The following is a 20,643-nucleotide window of genomic DNA, read 5'->3' on the forward strand; positions in this document are numbered from 1 at the left end:
CGAAGAAGACCGGTTACATCCCCCTAACAGCTGTTTAAAGAGAAACACTATCATGACGGACAAATTGACATCTCTACGTCAGTACACAACCGTAGTGGCTGACACCGGAGACATCGCGGCGATGAAGCTGTATCAGCCTCAGGATGCGACGACTAACCCTTCTCTGATTCTGGGCGCCGCTCAGATCCCTGAGTATCGTAAACTGATCGACGAAGCGATTGCCTGGGCGCGTAGCCAGAGCAGCGATCGTGCGCAGCAGGTTGTCGATGCCACCGATAAGCTGGCCGTAAACATTGGCCTGGAAATTCTGAAACTGGTCCCTGGCCGTATCTCCACCGAAGTGGATGCGCGCCTTTCTTATGACACCGACGCGTCTATCGCTAAAGCGAAACGCCTGATCAAACTGTACAACGATGCGGGTATCAGCAATGACCGTATCCTGATCAAACTGGCGTCCACCTGGCAGGGCATTCGTGCCGCTGAGCAGCTGGAAAAAGACGGTATCAACTGTAACCTGACGCTGCTGTTCTCCTTCGCACAGGCGCGCGCGTGTGCTGAAGCAGGCGTTTATCTGATCTCTCCGTTCGTGGGACGCATCCTTGACTGGTATAAATCCAATACCGACAAGAAAGAGTATGCACCGGCAGAAGATCCGGGCGTGGTTTCCGTAAGCGAAATCTACGAATATTACAAACAGCACGGCTATGAAACGGTCGTGATGGGCGCAAGCTTCCGTAATATCGGCGAAATCCTGGAACTGGCTGGCTGTGACCGCCTGACTATCGCTCCGGCACTGCTGAAAGAGCTGTCTGAAAGCGAAGGCGCTATCGAGCGTAAACTGGCTTACACCGGCGAAGTGAAAGCGCGTCCGGCGCGTATCACCGAGTCTGAGTTCCTGTGGCAGCACAACCAGGATCCGATGGCCGTTGATAAACTGGCGGAAGGTATCCGTAAGTTTGCAATCGACCAGGAAAAACTGGAAAAAATGATCGGCGACCTGCTGTAATTCAGTCTTAGGTTCCGCACAAATAACCCGCGCTTCGTTGTGAAGGCGGGTTATTTTTTTATCTGTGTCATGCGATCGCCCGTTATTCCCGTGTATCATTTCGCTTAACAGTACATGTTTGAACGGAATGACTATGAACACTTTACGTATCGGCCTGGTATCCATCTCTGACCGCGCCTCCAGCGGCGTTTATCAGGATAAAGGTATCCCGGCGCTCGAAGCGTGGCTGAGCAAAGCGCTGACCACCCCTTTTGAACTCCAGACGCGCCTTATCCCCGATGAGCAGCCGATCATCGAACAAACCCTGTGCGAGCTGGTGGATGAAATGAGTTGTCACCTGGTGTTGACGACGGGGGGGACGGGCCCGGCGCGTCGTGATGTGACGCCGGATGCCACGCTGGCAATTGCCGACCGTGTGATGCCGGGCTTTGGTGAACAGATGCGCCAGGTGAGCCTGCACTTCGTGCCGACCGCGATCCTCTCCCGCCAGGTTGGGGTGATCCGCAAACAGGCGTTAATCCTTAATCTGCCGGGTCAGCCGAAAGCGATTGAAGAAACGCTGGAAGGCGTTAAAGACACGGAAGGTAAGGTATTAGTCAACGGTATTTTTGCCAGCGTGCCCTACTGCGTGCAGTTGCTGGAAGGGCCGTATATTGAAACCGACAGTCAGGTGGTAGCAGCTTTTCGCCCGAAAAGCGCGCGCCGCGAAACGAACGCCTGAAAGTAACGCATTCCTGAGATAACCTTCCGCCCCGCTGGAGTGGAAAATTCCTTACGGTATATTAACTTTTAGTTTACATATGCCGGAAGGGGCGAAGGTTTCATGTCACACTATGCACGACCTCTCAATCGACAGGATTACAAAACCCTGACGCTCGCTGCCCTTGGTGGGGCGCTTGAGTTTTACGATTTCATCATTTTCGTCTTCTTCGCGGCCGTCATTGGCGAGCTTTTCTTTCCGGCGGATATCCCAGAATGGCTACGCCAGGTGCAAACCTTTGGCATCTTCGCGGCGGGTTATCTGGCGCGCCCGTTAGGTGGCATTGTGATGGCGCACTTCGGCGATATCGTCGGGCGTAAGAAGATGTTTACCCTGAGTATTCTGCTGATGGCCGTGCCGACGCTGGCGATCGGCCTGCTGCCAACCTATGCCAGCGCCGGACTTGTGGCCCCGCTGCTTCTGCTATTAATGCGCATTCTCCAGGGCGCGGCTATTGGTGGCGAAGTCCCGGGGGCATGGGTGTTTGTCGCAGAACACGTGCCTGCTCGCCGAATTGGTATCGCCTGCGGAACGCTGACGGCAGGGCTAACGGTTGGCATTCTGCTGGGTTCCGTGGTGGCAACGTTAATTAACACCAGCATGACAGCGCAAACGATTCATGAAGGTGGCTGGCGAATTCCGTTCCTGCTGGGCGGTGCATTTGGCCTCGTGGCCATGTACCTGCGGCGCTGGTTGCAGGAAACGCCTATTTTTCTCGAAATGCAGCAGCGCAAGGCTCTGGCACAGGAGTTGCCCGTGAAGGCCGTGGTGGTTCGTCACCGAAAGGCGGTGGTGATCTCAATGCTGCTGACCTGGCTGCTCTCCGCTGGAATAGTGGTCGTGATCCTGATGTCGCCGGTCTGGCTGCAAAAGCACTATGGCTTCGCGCCTGCGCTGACGCTTCAGGCTAACAGTCTGGCGACGGTAATGCTTTGCATAGGTTGCCTGCTTGCCGGGCTGGCGGTGGATAAATGGGGAGCCAGCCGTACCTTTATCCCTGGCAGCCTGCTGCTGGGGCTCTCCAGTTGGGTTTTCTACCATTTTGCCGGGCTCAGCGCGCAGCATCTGTTTGTGCTTTATGGGCTGGTCGGCTTGTGCGTCGGCGTGGTCGGCGCGGTACCTTACGTCATGGTGCGCGCGTTTCCCCCGGCGGTGCGTTTTAGCGGGATCTCCTTTTCTTATAACGTTTCGTACGCCATTTTTGGTGGCCTGACGCCTGTGGTGGTGACGTTGCTGATGACTGTCTCGCCGCTGGCTCCGGCATGGTACGTACTGGCATTGTCGTTACTGGGGTTGGTGCTGGGTATCGCGCTGCGCCAGGATGGTCAACGGGCGCAGGAAGAGGGGAATTACGAGCAGGCTTCCAGATTAGATACGCATTCCTGACAAGTGCGCGCGGCGGGTGGATACTGCGCCGCGAATCAGCTTAACAGGAGAACACGATGACAGGGAAAGTCTCCACTGGGCCGCACGATGCGTTTTTTCGCCAGGTGATGACGCAGCCCGATGCGGCGCGCGATTTTTTGGATATACATCTTCCGCGAGATTTACGCACGATGTGTGACTTAAGCACACTTCAGTTGGAGTCCGGTAACTTCATTGAAGACGATTTGCGCGCCCGCTATTCCGATGTGCTGTGGTCGGTGCAGATGAACCAGCAACAAGGTTACCTCTACGCGCTGATTGAGCATCAAAGTAAACCGGATAAACAGATGACCCAACGACTGATGCGTTACTCGCTGGCGGCGATGCAGCGGCATATTGAAGCGGGACATGAAACGTTGCCGGTGGTTGTCCCCATTCTTTTTTACCACGGTGCGACGCGGCCCTACCCCTACTCAATGTGCTGGTTTGATGCATTTTCCGATGCTGAGCTGGCAAAACGGGTCTATACGGCTCCCTTTCCGTTAGTTGATATTACCGACGTCCCGGATGACGCTATCCTCACCCATCGGCGCATCGCGATTCTTGAGTTCCTGCAAAAGCATATCCGCCAGCGCGATCTGATGGCCTTGACGGCATCGCTGGTCAAGCTTTTGCAGGCGGGATACACTTCGGACAGTCAGCTGAGAACGGCGCTGACGTATATTCTACAGGTCGGTTTCACCGAAGATAAAAACGCATTTATTCGCGAGCTGGCGAAAGGCGTATCGCAACAGGGAGAGGTTATCATGACATTGGCTGAGGAACTGAGGCAGGAAGGTCTGGTGCAGGGGCTTGAACAAGGGATTGAGCAAGGTCTGGAAAAAGGCCGCGAAGAAGCCACCTTTAGAATCGCTCAAGCAATGATCGCGAGCGGTCTCGATCGGTTACAGGTTTTACAGTTGACTGGATTATCGGAAGATAAACTGGAAACGCTGGCGCACTAACGCCCGATATTGCTCCTGCCCGCGGGCAGGAGCAACAACAATTAGTGAGATTCACCAATCGGCAGTACGGTGCGGCCAAACTGTTCGTTCAGCACTTCACCCATCGCCAGATAGATAGCGCTGGCACCGCAGACCAGGCCAATCCAGCCTGCAACATGGACGATGCTTTCGTTATCCACCAGGTGGCCGATTGCCAGCAGGGCAAACAGCACGGTCAGGCTCAGGAAGACGAACTGCAACGCGCGCGCGCCTTTGAGCGTACCGAAGAACATGAACAGTGTGAAGACGCCCCACAGGCCCAGGTACACACCCAGGAAATGGGCGTTAGCCGCGTCAGCCAGGCCCATTTTCGGCAGCAGCAGAATCGCAACCAGCGTCAGCCAGAAAGAACCGTAAGAGGTAAATGCGGTTAAACCGAAGGTATTGCCTTTCTTAAATTCCAGCAGGCCAGCAAAAATTTGCGCGATACCGCCGTAAAAAATGCCCATCGCCAGGATGATGCCATCCATCGGGAAAAGCCCAATATTGTGCAGGTTCAGCAAAATAGTGGTCATGCCGAAACCCATCAGACCCAGCGGAGCCGGATTAGCCAACTTAGTGTTGCCCATAATTCCTCAAAAAAAATCATCATTAAATGGTGAAATAATTTTCCCGCGCAACAATACAGGCAGCGGGGCGCGGCATAATAATCAGGCGAAGTGTGGCTGTCTATGATCTGATCAGGGGAAAATGAAATATTTCCCCCTTTTATCATTGATGCGCGTTTAAACGCGCGTTTTCGACGACTCGCCGCAGACAGGCGATACGCAATACGGCGGGGATCGTCACCCGATAAGCGCTGCCGCTCATGGCTTTCACACCGTTGACGGCCGCGCCAACCGGGCCGCCAAGCCCCGCACCGCGCATCATGCCATGACCAATCACGCTGACAGCGGCGTGGGTGCGCAAAATATGGCCGAGTTGATCCCCGAGCAGGTGTGAAACCCCGTGTGCCAGCTTCGGGGAGTGGATAAGCTGGGGTAATACCGTTTCAAGCTCATGAACCCGGCATTCAACGGCTTCCAGAAAACGACCCTTCTGCGCATCGGTCATTTTTTTCCAGCAACGGCGAATAAAATGTGCCAGCAGTTCATGCTCTATTTCCCATGTGGACATCGTTTTGTCCGCTTTCAAACTCAACCGCTTTGCGACGTCGATAAGGATTGCGCGATACAGCTTCCCGTGCCCGCGAAATTTATTGGCGATACTGTCTCCGCCAAAATGCTGAAGTTCACCGGCGATCAACTGCCAGTTTTGCCGGTGTCGTGCCGGATGACCGTCCATCGCCATAAAGAGTTCGTTATGTAACAGGCTGCTGGATAAACGGCGTTTACCTTTTTCATTGTGGGTGAGCAGCCGGGCGAAACTTTCCAGTTGCTCCTCACTACAGTGCTGAAGAAACTGCAGGTCGTCATCGTTAAGATAGGGGACGTTCATAAATTACTGACTATTTAGTATGTGGATGACAGGCGAAGTTAGTCATCGCCGATAATTTTCAGCGTCGCCATATCGGAGGAGTTCACCGTATGGCCGGAGAAGGTGATTTTTGACACGCAGCGTTTGTTGTCATTGTCGCTGTTTATGTTGATCCACTCCGTGGTAATACCTTCCTTCAGTTCTGATGGCACCGATAAGCTCTGGCTGGCGCTTCTGGCCGCTTTAAAGTAGACCGAGGCACCGCTAAGCTGCGCATCACCGTGGTCGACGGTAATCTGGATACGTTTCACAACCCGGCACACGGGCAATTTAAGCGTCAGATCGTTGGTTTCGTTACGGGGAAGTGCCACCACGCCCAGCAGTTTGTGATCGTTGGCATGGGCCACGTTGACCAGCAGCAGGCTCAACAACAGGCTGGCGGAGGCATGAGTGAATGGCGTCATGATTATCCTTGGCATGAAAAGGGGGTTATGCCCCGGAGGATAATGATTTCACTCAGCCGGTGTTGCGCTTTTAGTGCCGGTTTCGTTTTTATTATCAATCAGTTAGTGAATGTATCTTGTTTGATTTATTCATTCTACAAATGAATTGTCGAAAACTTTGCTTTCGGTCTATCGCGTTTTTCTCTGCCCGGTGTTTAGCAATACAAAAAAATTTTTATCTTTCCCCCTTGATGGATGCGGTTACGACCCCATCTTGTAGTCAACCGCAGTGGTGAGTCTGAAAAAAAACGATTCAGGGTAGTTGAAACGGCACGTTTCGCCCTTATTACAGATTCACAACCACATGTTGACCGAATTTTTAGTGGAGACGTTTAGATGGGTAAAATTATTGGTATCGACCTGGGTACTACCAACTCTTGTGTAGCGATTATGGATGGCACTACTGCACGTGTGCTGGAGAACGCCGAGGGCGATCGCACCACACCTTCTATCATTGCTTATACCCAGGATGGTGAAACTCTGGTTGGTCAGCCGGCTAAACGTCAGGCAGTGACAAACCCGCAAAACACCCTGTTTGCGATTAAACGCCTGATTGGCCGCCGCTTCCAGGACGAAGAAGTTCAGCGTGACGTTTCTATCATGCCGTACAAAATCGTTGCCGCAGACAATGGCGACGCATGGCTGGATGTGAAAGGCACCAAAACTGCACCGCCGCAGATCTCTGCTGAAGTGCTGAAAAAAATGAAGAAAACGGCTGAAGATTACCTGGGCGAACCGGTAACGGAAGCGGTTATCACCGTACCTGCATACTTCAACGATGCTCAGCGTCAGGCGACCAAAGATGCTGGCCGTATCGCAGGTCTGGAAGTCAAACGTATCATCAACGAACCGACCGCTGCCGCACTGGCTTACGGCCTGGATAAAGAAGTCGGCAACCGTACTATCGCGGTGTACGACCTGGGTGGTGGTACCTTCGATATCTCTATTATCGAAATCGACGAAGTTGACGGCGAAAAAACCTTCGAAGTTCTGGCAACCAACGGTGATACCCACCTGGGTGGTGAAGACTTCGATACCCGTCTGATCAACTACCTCGTTGACGAGTTTAAGAAAGATCAGGGCATTGACCTGCGTAACGACCCGCTGGCCATGCAGCGCCTGAAAGAAGCGGCAGAAAAAGCGAAAATCGAGCTTTCTTCCGCTCAGCAGACCGACGTGAACCTGCCGTACATCACTGCAGACGCGACCGGTCCGAAACACATGAACATTAAAGTGACGCGTGCGAAACTGGAAAGTCTGGTTGAAGATCTGGTTAACCGTTCTATCGACCCGCTGAAAGTCGCACTGCAGGACGCTGGCCTGTCCGTATCTGATATCAACGACGTTATCCTCGTGGGTGGTCAGACACGTATGCCAATGGTTCAGAAAAAAGTCGCTGAATTCTTTGGTAAAGAGCCGCGTAAAGACGTGAACCCGGATGAAGCAGTAGCAATTGGTGCTGCGGTTCAGGGTGGTGTACTGACCGGTGAAGTGAAAGACGTACTGCTGCTGGACGTTACCCCGCTTTCTCTGGGTATCGAAACCATGGGCGGCGTAATGACGGCGCTGATCAACAAAAACACCACTATCCCGACGAAACACAGCCAGGTGTTCTCTACCGCTGAAGACAACCAGTCTGCGGTAACCATCCATGTGTTGCAGGGTGAACGTAAACGTGCGTCTGATAACAAATCTCTGGGTCAGTTTAACCTGGATGGTATTAACCCGGCACCGCGCGGCATGCCGCAGATCGAAGTGACCTTCGATATCGATGCTGACGGTATCCTGCACGTTTCCGCGAAAGACAAAAACAGCGGTAAAGAGCAGAAAATTACCATTAAGGCTTCTTCCGGCTTGAACGAAGAAGAGATTCAGAAAATGGTTCAGGAAGCTGAAGCGAACGCCGAATCTGACCGTAAGTTCGAAGAACTGGTTCAGACGCGTAACCAGGGCGACCATCTGCTGCACAGCACCCGTAAGCAGGTTGAAGAAGCAGGCGAACAGCTGCCGGCTGATGACAAAACCGCTATCGAGTCTGCACTGACCGCGCTGGAAACGTCGCTGAAAGGCGAAGACAAAGCCGATATCGAAGCGAAAATGCAGGCGCTGGCGCAGGTTTCTCAGAAACTGATGGAAATCGCACAGCAACAGCACGCTCAGCAGCAGGCTGGTGCAGCAGGTGCTGACGCTTCCGCGAACAATGCTAAAGATGACGACGTTGTCGACGCAGAGTTCGAAGAAGTAAAAGATAAAAAATAATCGCCCTTTGATTGGGTAATTACTGACACGGGCGAAGAGGGTTTCCTCTCCGCCCGTTCATGCATGTTAGGGGCAGATAAAAAACAATGGCAAAGCAAGACTATTATGAGATTTTGGGCGTTTCCAAAACAGCGGAAGAGCGTGAAATCAAAAAGGCGTACAAGCGCCTGGCCATGAAATATCACCCAGACCGCAACCAGGGTGATAAAGAGGCCGAAGCCAAATTTAAAGAAATTAAAGAGGCTTACGAAATCCTGACCGACGCGCAGAAGCGCGCGGCCTACGACCAGTACGGTCATGCTGCTTTTGAACAAGGTGGTATGGGCGGTGGCGGCGGCTTTGGCGGCGGCGCTGATTTCAGTGATATCTTTGGTGACGTATTTGGCGATATCTTCGGCGGCGGTCGTGGCCGTCAGCGTGCTTCACGCGGTGCCGACCTACGCTACAACATGGAATTGACTCTTGAAGAAGCGGTCCGTGGTGTCACCAAAGAGATCCGCATCCCGACACTGGAAGAGTGCGATGTCTGCCACGGCAGCGGTGCTAAAGCCGGTACCCAGCCGCAAACTTGCCCAACCTGTCATGGTGCAGGCCAGGTGCAGATGCGTCAGGGCTTCTTCGCCGTACAGCAGACCTGTCCTCACTGTCAGGGGCGCGGTACGCTTATCAAAGATCCGTGCAATAAATGCCATGGTCATGGTCGCGTTGAGAAAACCAAAACCTTGTCGGTTAAAATCCCGGCGGGAGTGGACACCGGCGACCGTATTCGTCTTTCCGGCGAGGGTGAAGCAGGCGAGCACGGCGCACCGGCAGGCGATCTGTACGTTCAGGTACAGGTAAAACAGCATGCTATCTTCGAGCGTGAAGGTAACAACCTGTATTGTGAAGTGCCGATTAACTTCGCCATGGCGGCCCTGGGCGGCGAAATCGAAGTGCCGACGCTCGACGGTCGCGTAAACCTGAAAGTGCCTGGTGAAACTCAGACTGGCAAGCTGTTCCGCATGCGTGGGAAAGGGGTGAAATCCGTCCGAGGTGGCGCGCAGGGCGACCTGCTCTGCCGCGTGGTGGTGGAGACGCCGGTTGGCCTGAACGACAAGCAGAAACAGTTGCTGAAAGAGTTGCAGGAAAGTTTTGGTGGCCCGACGGGTGAGAAAAACAGCCCGCGCTCTAAAAGCTTCTTCGATGGTGTGAAAAAGTTCTTTGATGATCTGACGCGCTAACGTTCTGCTTAAGCAGTAAAACCTGAAACCCCGTGCCTGCATGGGGTTTTTTTTCTTTCGGCCAACTGAATAAGCTGGCGCACCCGCAAAAATTATTTCGTAAAAACTGAGTTATAATCCAGTTATAAACTGATTTTGCCGATCTTTCTTTCGCGATACCCTAGTTTAATCGATGAATAAGCAGTAAAAGAGAGAGTAAAAGTGAAACATTTACAGCGTTTCTTTCACAGTGATGCTTCTGGCGGGATTATCCTGATTATTGCGGCGAGTCTCGCCATGCTTCTGGCTAACATGGGCGCGATTAGCGGTCTCTACCATGCTTTCCTGGATACGCCGGTCCAGTTGAAAGTGGGCGCGCTTGAAATCAATAAAAACATGCTGCTGTGGATCAACGATGCGTTGATGGCGGTCTTCTTCCTGCTGATTGGCCTTGAGGTCAAGCGCGAGATGGTTGAAGGCGCGCTGGCGACGCGTCGGCAGGCGATATTCCCGGTGGTGGCTGCACTGGGTGGCATGGTGGTGCCAGCGCTGGTCTATCTGGCGTTCAACTTCCAGGATCCAATCGCCAGCAGCGGTTGGGCTATTCCGGCGGCGACGGATATTGCGTTTGCCTTAGGTGTGCTCGCGCTACTCGGTAGCCGCGTGCCAGCGTCGTTAAAAATCTTCCTGATGGCGCTGGCGATTATTGATGATCTGGGCGCGATCGTCATTATTGCGCTGTTTTATACCCATGATTTGTCGCTGTTGTCCCTGGCGGTTGCGGCGGCTGCCATTGCGGTGCTGGCGATTCTCAACGTCAGTGGTGTGCGCCGCACCGGGCTCTATATTCTGGTGGGCGTGATCCTGTGGACGGCTGTGCTGAAATCGGGCGTGCACGCCACGCTTGCCGGGGTGATTGTCGGCTTCTTTATTCCGCTGAAAACGGAAAACGGTAAATCACCGGCTAAACAGCTGGAACATGTGCTTCACCCCTGGGTGGCGTTTATGATTCTGCCACTGTTCGCCTTTGCTAATGCGGGCGTATCTCTCCAGGGCGTGACGCTGGAAGGACTGACCTCGCTGTTGCCGCTGGGCATCATTGCGGGTCTGTTTATCGGTAAGCCGCTGGGGATTTCACTCTTCTGCTGGCTGGCCCTGAAATTTAAGCTGGCGCGTCTGCCGGAAGGGGCGAATTTCTCGCAAATTATGGCAGTCGGTTTGCTGTGCGGTATTGGTTTTACCATGTCTATCTTTATTGCCAGCCTGGCGTTTGGCGCGGTCGATCCAGAGCTGATTATCTGGGCGAAACTGGGCATTCTGCTGGGGTCACTGCTGTCGGCGGTGGTGGGATACAGTTTGTTGCGTATGCATCTCAAACCTGAGCAGGCATAATTAGTGTGAATGATATGCCGGATGGCGGCTACGCTAATCCGGCCTACCGAAGCGTGTAGGTCGGATTCGGGTCAGCGCCATCCGATATGATGACGAATTCAGGGAGGAAACCACAGGTGTCGCACATTAACTACAACCATCTCTATTACTTCTGGCACGTCTATAAAGAGGGCTCGGTCGTCGGCGCGGCAGAGGCGCTGTATCTGACACCGCAGACTATCACCGGGCAGATCAAAGCGCTCGAAGAACGTTTACAGGGCAAGCTTTTCAAACGCAAAGGGCGCGGCATTGAGCCCAGTGAACTGGGGGAACTGGTGTTTCGCTACGCCGACAAGATGTTCACCCTGAGCCAGGAGATGCTCGATATCATCAACTACCGCAAAGAGTCAAACCTGCTGTTCGATGTGGGCGTGGCGGATGCGTTGTCTAAACGGCTGGTGAGTGGGGTGCTGGACGCGGCCGTTGTGGAAGATGAACAAATTCACCTGCGTTGCTTTGAATCGACGCATGAGATGCTGCTGGAACAGCTCAGCCAGCACAAGCTGGATATGATTATTTCCGATTGTCCAATCGACTCCACCCAGCAGGAAGGGCTGTTTTCGGTGAAGATTGGCGAATGTGGCGTCAGTTTCTGGTGCATGAACCCGCCGCCGGAGAAACCGTTTCCTGCCTGCCTGGAAGAGCGTCGTTTGTTAATACCAGGCCGCCGCTCAATGCTCGGGCGCAAACTGTTGAACTGGTTCAACACTCAGGGCCTGAAAGTTGAAATTCTCGGTGAGTTTGACGATGCCGCATTAATGAAAGCGTTTGGCTCAGCGCACAACGCGATTTTCGTGGCACCGACGCTTTACGGGCACGATTTCTTTGCTGATGAGAGCATTATTGAGATTGGCAGGATGGAAAGCGTAATGGAGGAGTACCATGCCATATTTGCTGAGCGAATGATTCAGCATCCGGCGGTGCAACGTATTTGTAACCGGGACTATTCCGCGCTGTTTGCGCTTGCACAATAAAACACAGACGTAAAAAAACCCGCACGAGGCGGGTTTTTTCAACAAAGCGATAACAAGCGGGCGATTAAGCCAGTTTGTTGATCTGAGCGGTCAGGTTTGCTTTATGACGCGCAGCTTTGTTTTTGTGGATCAGACCTTTAGCAGCCTGACGGTCCACGATCGGTTGCATTTCGTTAAATGCTTTAACTGCAGCAGCTTTGTCGCCAGCTTCGATTGCTGCGTATACTTTCTTGATGAAAGTACGCATCATAGAGCGACGGCTTGCGTTGTGCTTGCGAGCCTTTTCAGACTGAACGGCGCGCTTCTTAGCTGATTTGATATTAGCCAAGGTCCAACTCCCAAATGTGTTCTATATGGACAATTCAAAGGCCGAGGAATATGCCCGTTTAGCCTTCTTTTGTCAATGGATTTGTGCAAATAAGCGCCGTTAATGTATCAACGCTTCATTACGTATTGATGGCGCAGGATTCTACCAGCTTGTGGTCGATGAATACAGCCTTTCCGGCATAAAATTCGCACGACCGGCACAGATTTTCTTGCCTTTTATCGTGATGCTGATGAAATCATTGTCTCTTTCCCTGTACAAGGTGCAATCGCCGGTTAACGTCGACTGCTGTACAAGGTATACTTTGGCGATTTTCACTCTTTTGAGCCAGACATGAAGCTGATACGCGGCATACATAATCTCAGTCAGGCCCCACACGGGTGTGTGCTGACCATTGGAAATTTCGACGGTGTGCATCGTGGCCACCAGGCGTTGCTACAGGGTCTGCGTGCCGAAGGGCGTGCGCGTAATCTGCCTGTCGTGGTGATGATTTTCGAACCGCAGCCGCTGGAGCTGTTTGCGGGCGATAAGTCCCCCGCACGTCTGACGCGTCTGCGTGAAAAGCTGCGCTATCTGGCCGAGAGCGGCGTCGATTATGTCGTCTGTCTGCGTTTTGATCGTCGCTTTGCCGCGCTGAGCGCACAGGACTTTATCCGCGACCTGTTGGTGAAGCGTTTAGGTGTCCAGTTTTTAGCTGTGGGTGATGATTTCCGCTTTGGCGCTGGTCGGCAGGGTGATTTCTTGTTATTACAGAAGGCGGGCGCTGAGTTCGGCTTTGATGTCACCAGTACACAAACCTTCTGTGAAGGTGGCGTACGTATCAGCAGCACCGCCGTGCGCCAGGCGCTGGCGGATGACCAGCTCGAACTGGCTGAAAATTTATTGGGGCATCCTTTTACTATCTCCGGGCGCGTGGTGCACGGCGATGAGTTGGGGCGCACCATTGGTTTCCCGACGGCGAATTTACCGCTGCGCCGTCAGGTCTCCCCGGTTAAAGGGGTCTATGCGGTAGAAGTGACGGGGCTTGGCGACAAATCTTATACAGGTGTCGCCAATATCGGTACCCGCCCAACGGTTGCGGGCGTGCGTCAGCAACTGGAAGTGCATCTGTTGGACGTTGTAATGGACCTCTACGGTCGCCATATAGACGTTATCCTGCGTAAAAAAATACGCAATGAGCAGCGATTTGCATCGCTGGATGAGCTAAAAGCGCAAATCGCGCGTGACGAATTAACGGCCCGCGAATTTTTTGGGCTTTCAAAACCGGCTTAATGCCTGAATACGTTTAAATACGGAATCGAGAATCTAATGAGTGACTATAAATCTACCCTGAATTTGCCGGAAACAGGGTTCCCGATGCGCGGCGATCTCGCCAAGCGCGAACCGGGAATGCTGGCGCGTTGGACCGAAGATGACCTGTACGGCATCATTCGTGCCGCGAAAAAGGGCAAAAAAACCTTCATTCTGCATGATGGCCCTCCTTATGCGAATGGCAGCATTCATATTGGTCACTCTGTAAACAAGATTCTCAAAGACATTATTATTAAGTCCAAAGGTCTGGCGGGTTACGACTCTCCGTACGTACCGGGCTGGGACTGCCATGGCCTGCCAATTGAACTGAAAGTCGAACAAGAGTTCGGTAAACCGGGCGAGAAGTTCACCGCCGCTGAGTTCCGCGCGAAATGCCGTGAATACGCTGCAGGCCAGGTGGATGGTCAACGTAAAGACTTTATCCGTTTGGGCGTGCTGGGCGACTGGCAGCATCCGTACCTGACCATGGATTTCAAAACCGAAGCCAACATTATTCGTGCGCTCGGTAAAATCATCCACAACGGCCACATGCTGAAAGGCGCGAAACCGGTTCACTGGTGCGTCGACTGTCGTTCCGCGCTGGCTGAAGCGGAAGTGGAATACTATGACAAAACCTCTCCATCCATCGACGTGGCGTTCCACGCGGTTGATGCGGATGCGGTAAAAGCAAAATTCGGTGTTGCCAACGTCAATGGCCCGGTTTCACTGGTTATCTGGACCACCACCCCGTGGACGCTGCCAGCGAACCGCGCAATCTCGCTTTCTAAAGAGTTCGACTATGCGCTGGTGCAGGTTGAAGGTCAGGCCGTCATTGTGGCGAAAGATCTGCTTGATGGCGTGATGAAACGTATTGGCGCGGCGGATTACACCGTGCTGGGCACCGTAAACGGCGCTGAGCTTGAACTGATGCGCTTCCAGCATCCGTTCATGGGCTTCGACGTACCGGCGATTCTGGGTGACCACGTTACACTGGACGCGGGTACCGGTGCGGTGCATACCGCCGGTGGTCACGGCCCGGACGACTACACCATCAGCCAGAAATATGGTCTGGAAATCGCTAACCCGGTTGGCCCGGATGGCGCCTACCTGGCGGGTACGTACCCAGGTCTGGATGGTGTTAACGTCTTTAAAGCGAACGATAAAATCGTTGAACTGCTGCAAGAGAAAGGCGCACTGCTGCACGTTGAAAAAATGCAGCACAGCTACCCTTGCTGCTGGCGTCACAAAACGCCGATCATCTTCCGTGCGACCCCGCAGTGGTTCATCAGCATGGATCAGAAAGGCCTGCGTATTCAGTCGCTCAAAGAGATCGACCGCATCGAGCAGGATGGTCTGGCGAAAGAAAATCTGAGCGGTTGGATCCCGGCCTGGGGTAAAGCGCGCATCGAATCGATGGTTGCGAATCGCCCTGACTGGTGTATCTCCCGTCAGCGTACCTGGGGCGTACCGATGTCGCTGTTCGTGCATAAAGACACGGAAGAGCTGCACCCGCGTACCACTGAACTTATCGAAGAAGTGGCGAAATACGTTGAGAAAGACGGTATTCAGGCGTGGTGGGATCTCGACCCGCGTGACATCCTCGGCGATGACGCAGATAACTACGTGAAAGTGCCGGATACCCTGGACGTGTGGTTTGACTCCGGGTCAACCAGCTACTCCGTGGTTGACGCGCGTCCGGAATTTGGCGGCCATACGCCGGATATGTATCTGGAAGGTTCTGACCAGCATCGCGGCTGGTTCATGTCTTCCCTGATGATCTCCACGGCGATGAAAGGCAAAGCGCCTTACCGTCAGGTACTGACCCACGGCTTCACCGTCGATGGTCAGGGGCGTAAGATGTCTAAATCCATCGGTAACACCGTTTCTCCGCAGGACGTGATGAACAAGCTGGGCGCGGATATCCTGCGTCTGTGGGTGGCATCGACTGACTACACCGGCGAAATGGCCGTTTCTGACGAAATCCTGAAACGTGCTGCCGATAGCTATCGTCGTATCCGCAACACCGCGCGCTTCCTGCTGGCGAACCTGAATGGTTTCGATCCGGCGAAAGACATGGTGAAACCGGAAGAGATGGTGGTACTGGATCGCTGGGCAGTAGGCTGCGCGAAAGAAGCGCAGGAAGACATCCTGAAAGCGTACGAATCCTACGACTTCCACGAAGTGGTACAGCGTCTGATGCGTTTCTGCTCCGTTGAAATGGGCTCGTTCTATCTCGACATCATCAAAGACCGCCAGTACACCGCGAAAGCAGACAGCGTGGCGCGTCGTAGCTGCCAGACTGCGCTGTATCACATCGCCGAAGCGCTGGTGCGCTGGATGGCACCGATCATGTCCTTCACCGCAGATGAAATCTGGGGCTACCTGCCGGGCGATCGCGAGAAATACGTGTTCACCGGTGAATGGTATGAAGGCCTGTTTGGCCTGGGCGAAACCGAAGCCATGAACGACGGCTTCTGGGACGTGCTGCTGCAGGTGCGTGGCGAAGTGAACAAAGTCATTGAACAGGCACGTGCGGATAAGAAAGTCGGCGGTTCTCTGGAAGCGGCAGTGACCCTGTACGCGGAACCTGAACTGGCGGCGAAACTGACTGCGCTGGGCGAAGAACTGCGATTTGTCCTGTTGACCTCCGGTGCGAACGTTGCGGAATATAACGCAGCACCTGCTGATGCTCAGCAGAGCGAATTGCTCAAAGGGCTGAAAGTGTCCCTGAGCAAAGCCGAAGGTGAGAAATGCCCGCGCTGCTGGCATTACACCCAGGACGTCGGCAAGGTGGCGGAACACGCAGATATCTGTGGACGCTGTGTCAGCAACATCGCCGGTGATGGCGAAAAACGTAAGTTTGCCTGATGAGTAAATCGATGTGTTCAACAGGGCTACGCTGGCTGTGGCTGGTGGTAGTCGTGCTGATTATCGATCTGGGCAGCAAATTCCTGATCCTCCAGAACTTTGCTCTGGGGGATACGGTACCGCTGTTCCCGTCGCTTAATCTGCATTATGCGCGTAACTATGGCGCGGCATTTAGCTTCCTCGCTGACAGCGGTGGCTGGCAGCGTTGGTTCTTTGCTGGTATCGCTATCGGTATCTGCGTGGCGCTGACGGTGCTGATGTACCGCTCAAAGGCGACCCAGAAGCTCAATAACATCGCCTATGCGCTGATTATTGGCGGCGCGCTGGGTAACCTGTTTGACCGCCTGTGGCACGGCTTCGTGGTCGATATGATCGACTTCTACGTCGGCGACTGGCACTTTGCCACCTTCAACCTGGCCGATAGCGCAATCTGCGTCGGTGCAGCGTTGATCGTGCTGGAAGGTTTCTTACCTTCCAAAGAGAAAAAAGCCGCATAAAAAAATGCCGGATGGCGCTGGCGCTTATCCGGCCTACAATATATTGCGAACCTTGTAGGCCCGGTAAGCGTAGCGCTACCGGGCAGACAGGCGGCGCCATTTTAAAGAGCAAACCTGCATGTCTGAATCTGTACAGAGCAACAGCGCCGTTCTGGTGCATTTCTCACTGAAACTCGATGACGGTTCTACCGCCGAATCGACCCGCAACAACGGCAAACCGGCGCTGTTCCGCCTGGGCGATGGCTCGCTCTCTGAAGGGCTGGAACAACATCTGCTGGGCCTGAAAGCGGGTGACAAAAAAGAATTTTCTCTGGAGCCGGATGCCGCGTTTGGCGTCTCGTCGCCAGACCTGATTCAGTACTTCTCCCGCCGTGAGTTTATGGATGCGGGCGAACCTGAAATCGGTGCAATCATGCTCTTTACCGCTATGGATGGCAGCGAGATGCCAGGCGTGATCCGCGAAATCAACGGCGACTCTATCACCGTTGATTTCAACCATCCGCTGGCCGACCATACCGTTCATTTTGATATTGAAGTACTGGAGATCGATCCGGTACTGGAGGCCTGAAATGCAGATCCTGTTGGCTAATCCGCGCGGTTTTTGCGCGGGTGTAGACCGCGCTATCAGCATTGTTGAAAACGCGCTGGCGATTTATGGCGCGCCAATCTACGTGCGTCATGAAGTGGTACACAACCGTTATGTGGTCGACAGCCTGCGCGAGCGCGGGGCGATTTTCATCGAACAGATCAGCGAAGTACCCGACGGCGCGATTCTGATTTTCTCCGCTCACGGCGTTTCTCAGGCTGTGCGCAACGAAGCGAAAAGTCGTGATCTGACCGTTTTCGACGCGACCTGCCCGCTGGTGACTAAAGTGCATATGGAAGTGGCTCGCGCCAGCCGTCGTGGTGAAGAGTCGATTCTGATTGGCCACGCCGGTCATCCGGAAGTCGAAGGCACGATGGGCCAGTACAGCAACCCGGAAGGGGGAATGTACCTGGTCGAATCGCCGGAAGATGTCTGGACACTGGAGGTTAAAAACGACGCCAAACTGTCGTTTATGACCCAGACGACGCTCTCTGTCGACGATACCTCTGACGTTATCGACGCGCTGCGTAAACGCTTCCCGAAAATCGTTGGCCCGCGCAAAGATGATATCTGCTACGCTACCACTAACCGTCAGGAAGCCGTACGCTCGCTGGCGGAACAGGCTGACGTGGTGCTGGTCGTGGGGTCGAAAAACTCCTCCAACTCCAACCGCCTGGCGGAACTGGCGCAGCGGATGGGCAAAGCAGCCTACCTTATTGATGATGCGACGGATATTCAGGAAGAGTGGGTGAAAGGCGCCGCCTGTGTCGGCGTGACCGCTGGCGCGTCTGCGCCGGATATCCTGGTGCAGAATGTGATTGCGCGCCTGCAAACCCTCGGCGGCGGCGAAGCCATCCCGCTGGAAGGGCGCGAAGAGAACATTGTTTTCGAAGTGCCGCGGGAACTGCGTGTGGATGTTCGTGAAGTCGAGTAAGTTATTCCCTTCATAAATATGACAAGATGCCAGACTTAATGTCTGGCATTTTTTTATGGAGGAAATATGCGCCTGCCGATTATTCTCGATACCGACCCCGGCATCGACGATGCCGCCGCCATTGCGGCTGCTTTGTTTGCCCCAGAACTGGATCTCCAGCTAATGACGACCGTGGCGGGCAACGTTTCCGTCGAAAAAACCACGCGTAATGCCCTTCAGTTGCTTCATTTCTGGGAGGCGAACGTTCCGCTGGCTCAGGGGGCGGCAACGCCGCTGGTGCGCCCGCTACGCGATGCGGCCTATGTGCACGGGCAGTCCGGTATGGAAGGTTACGACTTTACCGAACATCAGCGTCAACCGCTGGAGAAACCCGCTTTTATCGCCATTCGTGATGCGCTGATGCACTCACCGGAACCTGTCACACTGGTTGCCATCGGCCCACTCACCAATATCGCGCTGCTGCTTTCTCAATTCCCGGAGTGCAAATTCAATATCCGTCGCCTGGTGATTATGGGCGGCTCGGCGGGGCGCGGTAACTTCACGCCAAACGCCGAATTTAATATCGCCATCGACCCGGAAGCCGCTGCGCAAGTTTTCCAGAGTGGGCTGGAAATTGTGATGTGCGGTCTGGATGTGACTAACCAGGCGGTGCTAACGCCGGAATATCTGGCAACCCTTCCGGCGCTCAACAAAACCGGAAAAATGCTGCATTCGCTCTTCAGCCACTACCGCAGCGGCAGTATGCAAAGCGGCCTGCGCATGCACGATCTCTGTGCTATCGCCTGGCTGGTACGGCCGAAACTGTTCACTCTGAAACCCTGTTTTGTCGCCGTCGAGACTCAGGGAACCTACACAGCCGGAACCACTGTGGTGGATATTGAGGGACGACTTGGGCAACCTGCGAATGTGCAGGTTGCGCTGGGGCTGGATGTGGAAGGGTTCCGTGAGTGGGTAGCGGAGGTGGTGCGGCTGGCACCTTAATCGTCTTCTTATGCTATGAATAATTCTGTTGGGAAACGAAGATAATTTAGACACTTTCCATTTGAACGGTGGAAAAGTGTCAGGTTTACGCTTTAACCTTTCAGCTTTACCCATGATTCGTCCTTCCCGATGAATCATGGCTTTTACTGATATTCCCCTCTGTTTATCATTTAATTCTAATTATGGGCGTTTTCGGCTGGCGGCCTCCGGGCGGGCTGGTTACTCTGAGAACGGTTTACGCAAAATTAACAAAAGAGAATAGCTATGCATGAAGCACAAATCCGTGTCGCCATTGCCGGGGCCGGGGGACGTATGGGGCGCCAGTTAATTCAGGCGGCGATGGCAATGGACGGCGTTCAGTTGGGCGCGGCGCTGGAGCGCGAAGGTTCCAGCCTGCTGGGTAGTGATGCGGGTGAGCTGGCGGGTGCGGGGAAAACCGGTGTGACCGTTCAGAGCAGCCTGGACGCGGTTAAAGATGATTTTGATGTCTTTATCGATTTTACCCGCCCGGAAGGCACGCTGACGCATTTGGCGTTCTGCCGTGAACACGGGAAAGGCATGGTAATCGGAACCACCGGTTTTGATGATGCCGGCAAGCAGGCGATTCGCGATGCCTCTCAGGATATTGCGATTGTCTTTGCCGCTAACTTCAGCGTTGGCGTGAACGTCATGCTGAAGCTGCTGGAGAAAGCCGCCAAAGTGATGGGCGACTATACCGACATCGAAATCATTGAAGCGCACCATCGCCATAAAGTGGACGCGCCATCAGGCACGGCGCTGGCAATGGGTGAGGCAATTGCCTCAGCGCTGGATAAAGATCTGAAAGAGTGTGCCGTATACAGCCGCGAAGGCTATACGGGCGAACGTGTGCCTGGCACGATCGGTTTTGCGACCGTGCGTGCGGGCGATATCGTCGGCGAACATACGGCGATGTTCGCCGATATTGGCGAGCGCGTTGAGATTACACATAAAGCATCCAGCCGCATGACCTTTGCTAACGGGGCGGTGCGTTCGGCTTTGTGGCTTAAATCGAAGCAAAGTGGTCTTTTTGATATGCGTGATGTGCTTAATCTTAATGAATTATAGTATTTATTACCCATCGTGATGTGGTATTGCAGTCAGTAAGTTATTGATTGCATAGGGCGATATTTTATCGCCCTTTATTTTATCCATCTCATGTGAATTAAATGGTGAATGGCTAAAAAT

Annotated in this window: 19 protein-coding genes and 1 pseudogene; 16 read left to right on the forward strand and 4 right to left on the reverse strand. The window is 53.8% G+C overall.

All coding sequences use genetic code 11. The features are described from left to right. The first annotated feature begins 52 nt into the window (after positions 1 to 52). The 4 genes from tal to DBY68_RS08485 all read left to right on the forward strand — a co-directional run bounded on the left by tal (position 53) and on the right by DBY68_RS08485 (position 4,135). Positions 53 to 1,006, forward strand: a complete 954-nt coding sequence (gene tal / locus DBY68_RS08470) for a transaldolase (RefSeq protein ID WP_108475477.1) — start codon at positions 53 to 55, stop codon at positions 1,004 to 1,006. Between the two features lie 133 nt (positions 1,007 to 1,139). Then, positions 1,140 to 1,727, forward strand: a complete 588-nt coding sequence (gene mog / locus DBY68_RS08475; RefSeq protein WP_108475478.1) for a molybdopterin adenylyltransferase — start codon at positions 1,140 to 1,142, stop codon at positions 1,725 to 1,727. A 102-nt stretch (positions 1,728 to 1,829) separates the two neighbouring features. Next, the gene (locus tag DBY68_RS08480; RefSeq protein ID WP_108475479.1) at positions 1,830 to 3,152 is read left to right on the forward strand and encodes an MFS transporter; all 1,323 of its coding nucleotides are present in this window, start codon (positions 1,830 to 1,832) and stop codon (positions 3,150 to 3,152) included. 56 nt (positions 3,153 to 3,208) lie between these two features. After that, positions 3,209 to 4,135: an Rpn family recombination-promoting nuclease/putative transposase gene (locus tag DBY68_RS08485; protein ID WP_108475480.1), complete on the forward strand. Its 927-nt coding sequence runs from the start codon at positions 3,209 to 3,211 to the stop codon at positions 4,133 to 4,135. 41 nt (positions 4,136 to 4,176) lie between these two features. Here the strand turns inward: DBY68_RS08485 and satP are convergent, their stop codons facing one another. The 3 genes from satP to DBY68_RS08500 form a co-directional block, all read right to left on the reverse strand. Then, entirely contained in the window at positions 4,177 to 4,743 is a 567-nt protein-coding gene (gene satP, locus DBY68_RS08490) for an acetate uptake transporter (RefSeq protein ID WP_108475481.1), read from the reverse strand. 142 nt (positions 4,744 to 4,885) lie between these two features. Then, positions 4,886 to 5,611 (reverse strand): acidic protein MsyB, encoded by a 726-nt coding sequence (msyB, locus tag DBY68_RS08495; RefSeq protein ID WP_108475482.1) that lies wholly within the window; start codon positions 5,609 to 5,611, stop codon positions 4,886 to 4,888. A 38-nt stretch (positions 5,612 to 5,649) separates the two neighbouring features. Continuing rightward, complete coding sequence (locus DBY68_RS08500; RefSeq protein ID WP_108475585.1) at positions 5,650 to 6,057, reverse strand: DUF2541 family protein; 408 nt, start codon at positions 6,055 to 6,057, stop codon at positions 5,650 to 5,652. A 372-nt stretch (positions 6,058 to 6,429) separates the two neighbouring features. On the opposite strand from DBY68_RS08500, the gene dnaK reads away from it, so the two are divergent. The 4 genes from dnaK (at position 6,430) to nhaR (ending at position 11,956) form a co-directional block, all read left to right on the forward strand. Then, positions 6,430 to 8,352 carry a molecular chaperone DnaK gene (dnaK, locus tag DBY68_RS08505; protein WP_108475483.1) on the forward strand — a complete coding sequence of 641 codons (1,923 nt, stop codon included), beginning with the start codon at positions 6,430 to 6,432 and terminating at the stop codon, positions 8,350 to 8,352. Positions 8,353 to 8,438: 86 nt separating this feature from the next. After that, the gene (gene dnaJ / locus DBY68_RS08510; RefSeq protein ID WP_015965988.1) at positions 8,439 to 9,572 is read left to right on the forward strand and encodes a molecular chaperone DnaJ; all 1,134 of its coding nucleotides are present in this window, start codon (positions 8,439 to 8,441) and stop codon (positions 9,570 to 9,572) included. A gap of 201 nt (positions 9,573 to 9,773) precedes the next feature. After that, on the forward strand, positions 9,774 to 10,943 hold the full coding sequence (nhaA, locus tag DBY68_RS08515; RefSeq protein WP_108475484.1) for a Na+/H+ antiporter NhaA: 1,170 nt from the start codon (positions 9,774 to 9,776) through the stop codon (positions 10,941 to 10,943). Positions 10,944 to 11,059: 116 nt separating this feature from the next. Beyond that, a complete protein-coding gene (gene nhaR, locus DBY68_RS08520) occupies positions 11,060 to 11,956 on the forward strand; it encodes a transcriptional activator NhaR (RefSeq protein WP_108475485.1) in 897 nt (298 codons plus the stop codon). A gap of 64 nt (positions 11,957 to 12,020) precedes the next feature. Here the strand turns inward: nhaR and rpsT are convergent, their stop codons facing one another. Next, on the reverse strand, positions 12,021 to 12,284 hold the full coding sequence (gene rpsT / locus DBY68_RS08525) for a 30S ribosomal protein S20 (protein ID WP_041686324.1): 264 nt from the start codon (positions 12,282 to 12,284) through the stop codon (positions 12,021 to 12,023). A gap of 106 nt (positions 12,285 to 12,390) precedes the next feature. Here rpsT and DBY68_RS23250 point away from each other — a divergent pair. The 8 genes and pseudogenes from DBY68_RS23250 to dapB all read left to right on the forward strand — a co-directional run bounded on the left by DBY68_RS23250 (position 12,391) and on the right by dapB (position 20,523). Beyond that, a pseudogene (locus tag DBY68_RS23250) lies at positions 12,391 to 12,607 on the forward strand (DUF2575 domain-containing protein). Positions 12,608 to 12,614: 7 nt separating this feature from the next. After that, positions 12,615 to 13,553 carry a bifunctional riboflavin kinase/FAD synthetase gene (gene ribF / locus DBY68_RS08535; RefSeq protein WP_108475486.1) on the forward strand — a complete coding sequence of 313 codons (939 nt, stop codon included), beginning with the start codon at positions 12,615 to 12,617 and terminating at the stop codon, positions 13,551 to 13,553. A gap of 36 nt (positions 13,554 to 13,589) precedes the next feature. Then, positions 13,590 to 16,439, forward strand: coding sequence for an isoleucine--tRNA ligase (ileS, locus tag DBY68_RS08540; RefSeq protein WP_108475487.1), 2,850 nt, complete (start codon positions 13,590 to 13,592; stop codon positions 16,437 to 16,439). Next, entirely contained in the window at positions 16,439 to 16,936 is a 498-nt protein-coding gene (gene lspA / locus DBY68_RS08545) for a signal peptidase II (RefSeq protein ID WP_041686323.1), read from the forward strand. The genes ileS and lspA overlap by 1 nt, the downstream gene beginning before the upstream one ends. A 118-nt stretch (positions 16,937 to 17,054) precedes the next feature. Beyond that, entirely contained in the window at positions 17,055 to 17,504 is a 450-nt protein-coding gene (gene fkpB, locus DBY68_RS08550; protein ID WP_108475488.1) for an FKBP-type peptidyl-prolyl cis-trans isomerase, read from the forward strand. Between the two features lies 1 nt (position 17,505). Next, on the forward strand, positions 17,506 to 18,456 hold the full coding sequence (gene ispH, locus DBY68_RS08555) for a 4-hydroxy-3-methylbut-2-enyl diphosphate reductase (protein WP_108475489.1): 951 nt from the start codon (positions 17,506 to 17,508) through the stop codon (positions 18,454 to 18,456). Between the two features lie 66 nt (positions 18,457 to 18,522). Next, positions 18,523 to 19,437 carry a ribonucleoside hydrolase RihC gene (gene rihC, locus DBY68_RS08560; RefSeq protein ID WP_108475490.1) on the forward strand — a complete coding sequence of 305 codons (915 nt, stop codon included), beginning with the start codon at positions 18,523 to 18,525 and terminating at the stop codon, positions 19,435 to 19,437. A gap of 264 nt (positions 19,438 to 19,701) precedes the next feature. Further along, complete coding sequence (gene dapB, locus DBY68_RS08565; protein ID WP_108475491.1) at positions 19,702 to 20,523, forward strand: 4-hydroxy-tetrahydrodipicolinate reductase; 822 nt, start codon at positions 19,702 to 19,704, stop codon at positions 20,521 to 20,523. The last annotated feature ends 120 nt before the right edge of the window (positions 20,524 to 20,643 follow it).

It is taken from the genome of Pseudocitrobacter sp. RIT415, from assembly GCF_003057695.2.
Lineage (GTDB): Bacteria > Pseudomonadota > Gammaproteobacteria > Enterobacterales > Enterobacteriaceae > Pseudocitrobacter > Pseudocitrobacter faecalis.

Coding starts and splice junctions, on each gene's coding strand:
- tal (WP_108475477.1), top strand. CDS start 53: ATGACGGACAAATTGACATCTCTACGTCAGTACACAACCGTAGTGGCT.
- mog (WP_108475478.1), top strand. CDS start 1,140: ATGAACACTTTACGTATCGGCCTGGTATCCATCTCTGACCGCGCCTCC.
- DBY68_RS08480 (WP_108475479.1), top strand. CDS start 1,830: ATGTCACACTATGCACGACCTCTCAATCGACAGGATTACAAAACCCTG.
- DBY68_RS08485 (WP_108475480.1), top strand. CDS start 3,209: ATGACAGGGAAAGTCTCCACTGGGCCGCACGATGCGTTTTTTCGCCAG.
- satP (WP_108475481.1), bottom strand. CDS start 4,743: ATGGGCAACACTAAGTTGGCTAATCCGGCTCCGCTGGGTCTGATGGGT.
- msyB (WP_108475482.1), bottom strand. CDS start 5,611: ATGAACGTCCCCTATCTTAACGATGACGACCTGCAGTTTCTTCAGCAC.
- dnaK (WP_108475483.1), top strand. CDS start 6,430: ATGGGTAAAATTATTGGTATCGACCTGGGTACTACCAACTCTTGTGTA.
- dnaJ (WP_015965988.1), top strand. CDS start 8,439: ATGGCAAAGCAAGACTATTATGAGATTTTGGGCGTTTCCAAAACAGCG.
- ribF (WP_108475486.1), top strand. CDS start 12,615: ATGAAGCTGATACGCGGCATACATAATCTCAGTCAGGCCCCACACGGG.
- ileS (WP_108475487.1), top strand. CDS start 13,590: ATGAGTGACTATAAATCTACCCTGAATTTGCCGGAAACAGGGTTCCCG.
- lspA (WP_041686323.1), top strand. CDS start 16,439: ATGAGTAAATCGATGTGTTCAACAGGGCTACGCTGGCTGTGGCTGGTG.
- fkpB (WP_108475488.1), top strand. CDS start 17,055: ATGTCTGAATCTGTACAGAGCAACAGCGCCGTTCTGGTGCATTTCTCA.
- ispH (WP_108475489.1), top strand. CDS start 17,506: ATGCAGATCCTGTTGGCTAATCCGCGCGGTTTTTGCGCGGGTGTAGAC.
- rihC (WP_108475490.1), top strand. CDS start 18,523: ATGCGCCTGCCGATTATTCTCGATACCGACCCCGGCATCGACGATGCC.
- dapB (WP_108475491.1), top strand. CDS start 19,702: ATGCATGAAGCACAAATCCGTGTCGCCATTGCCGGGGCCGGGGGACGT.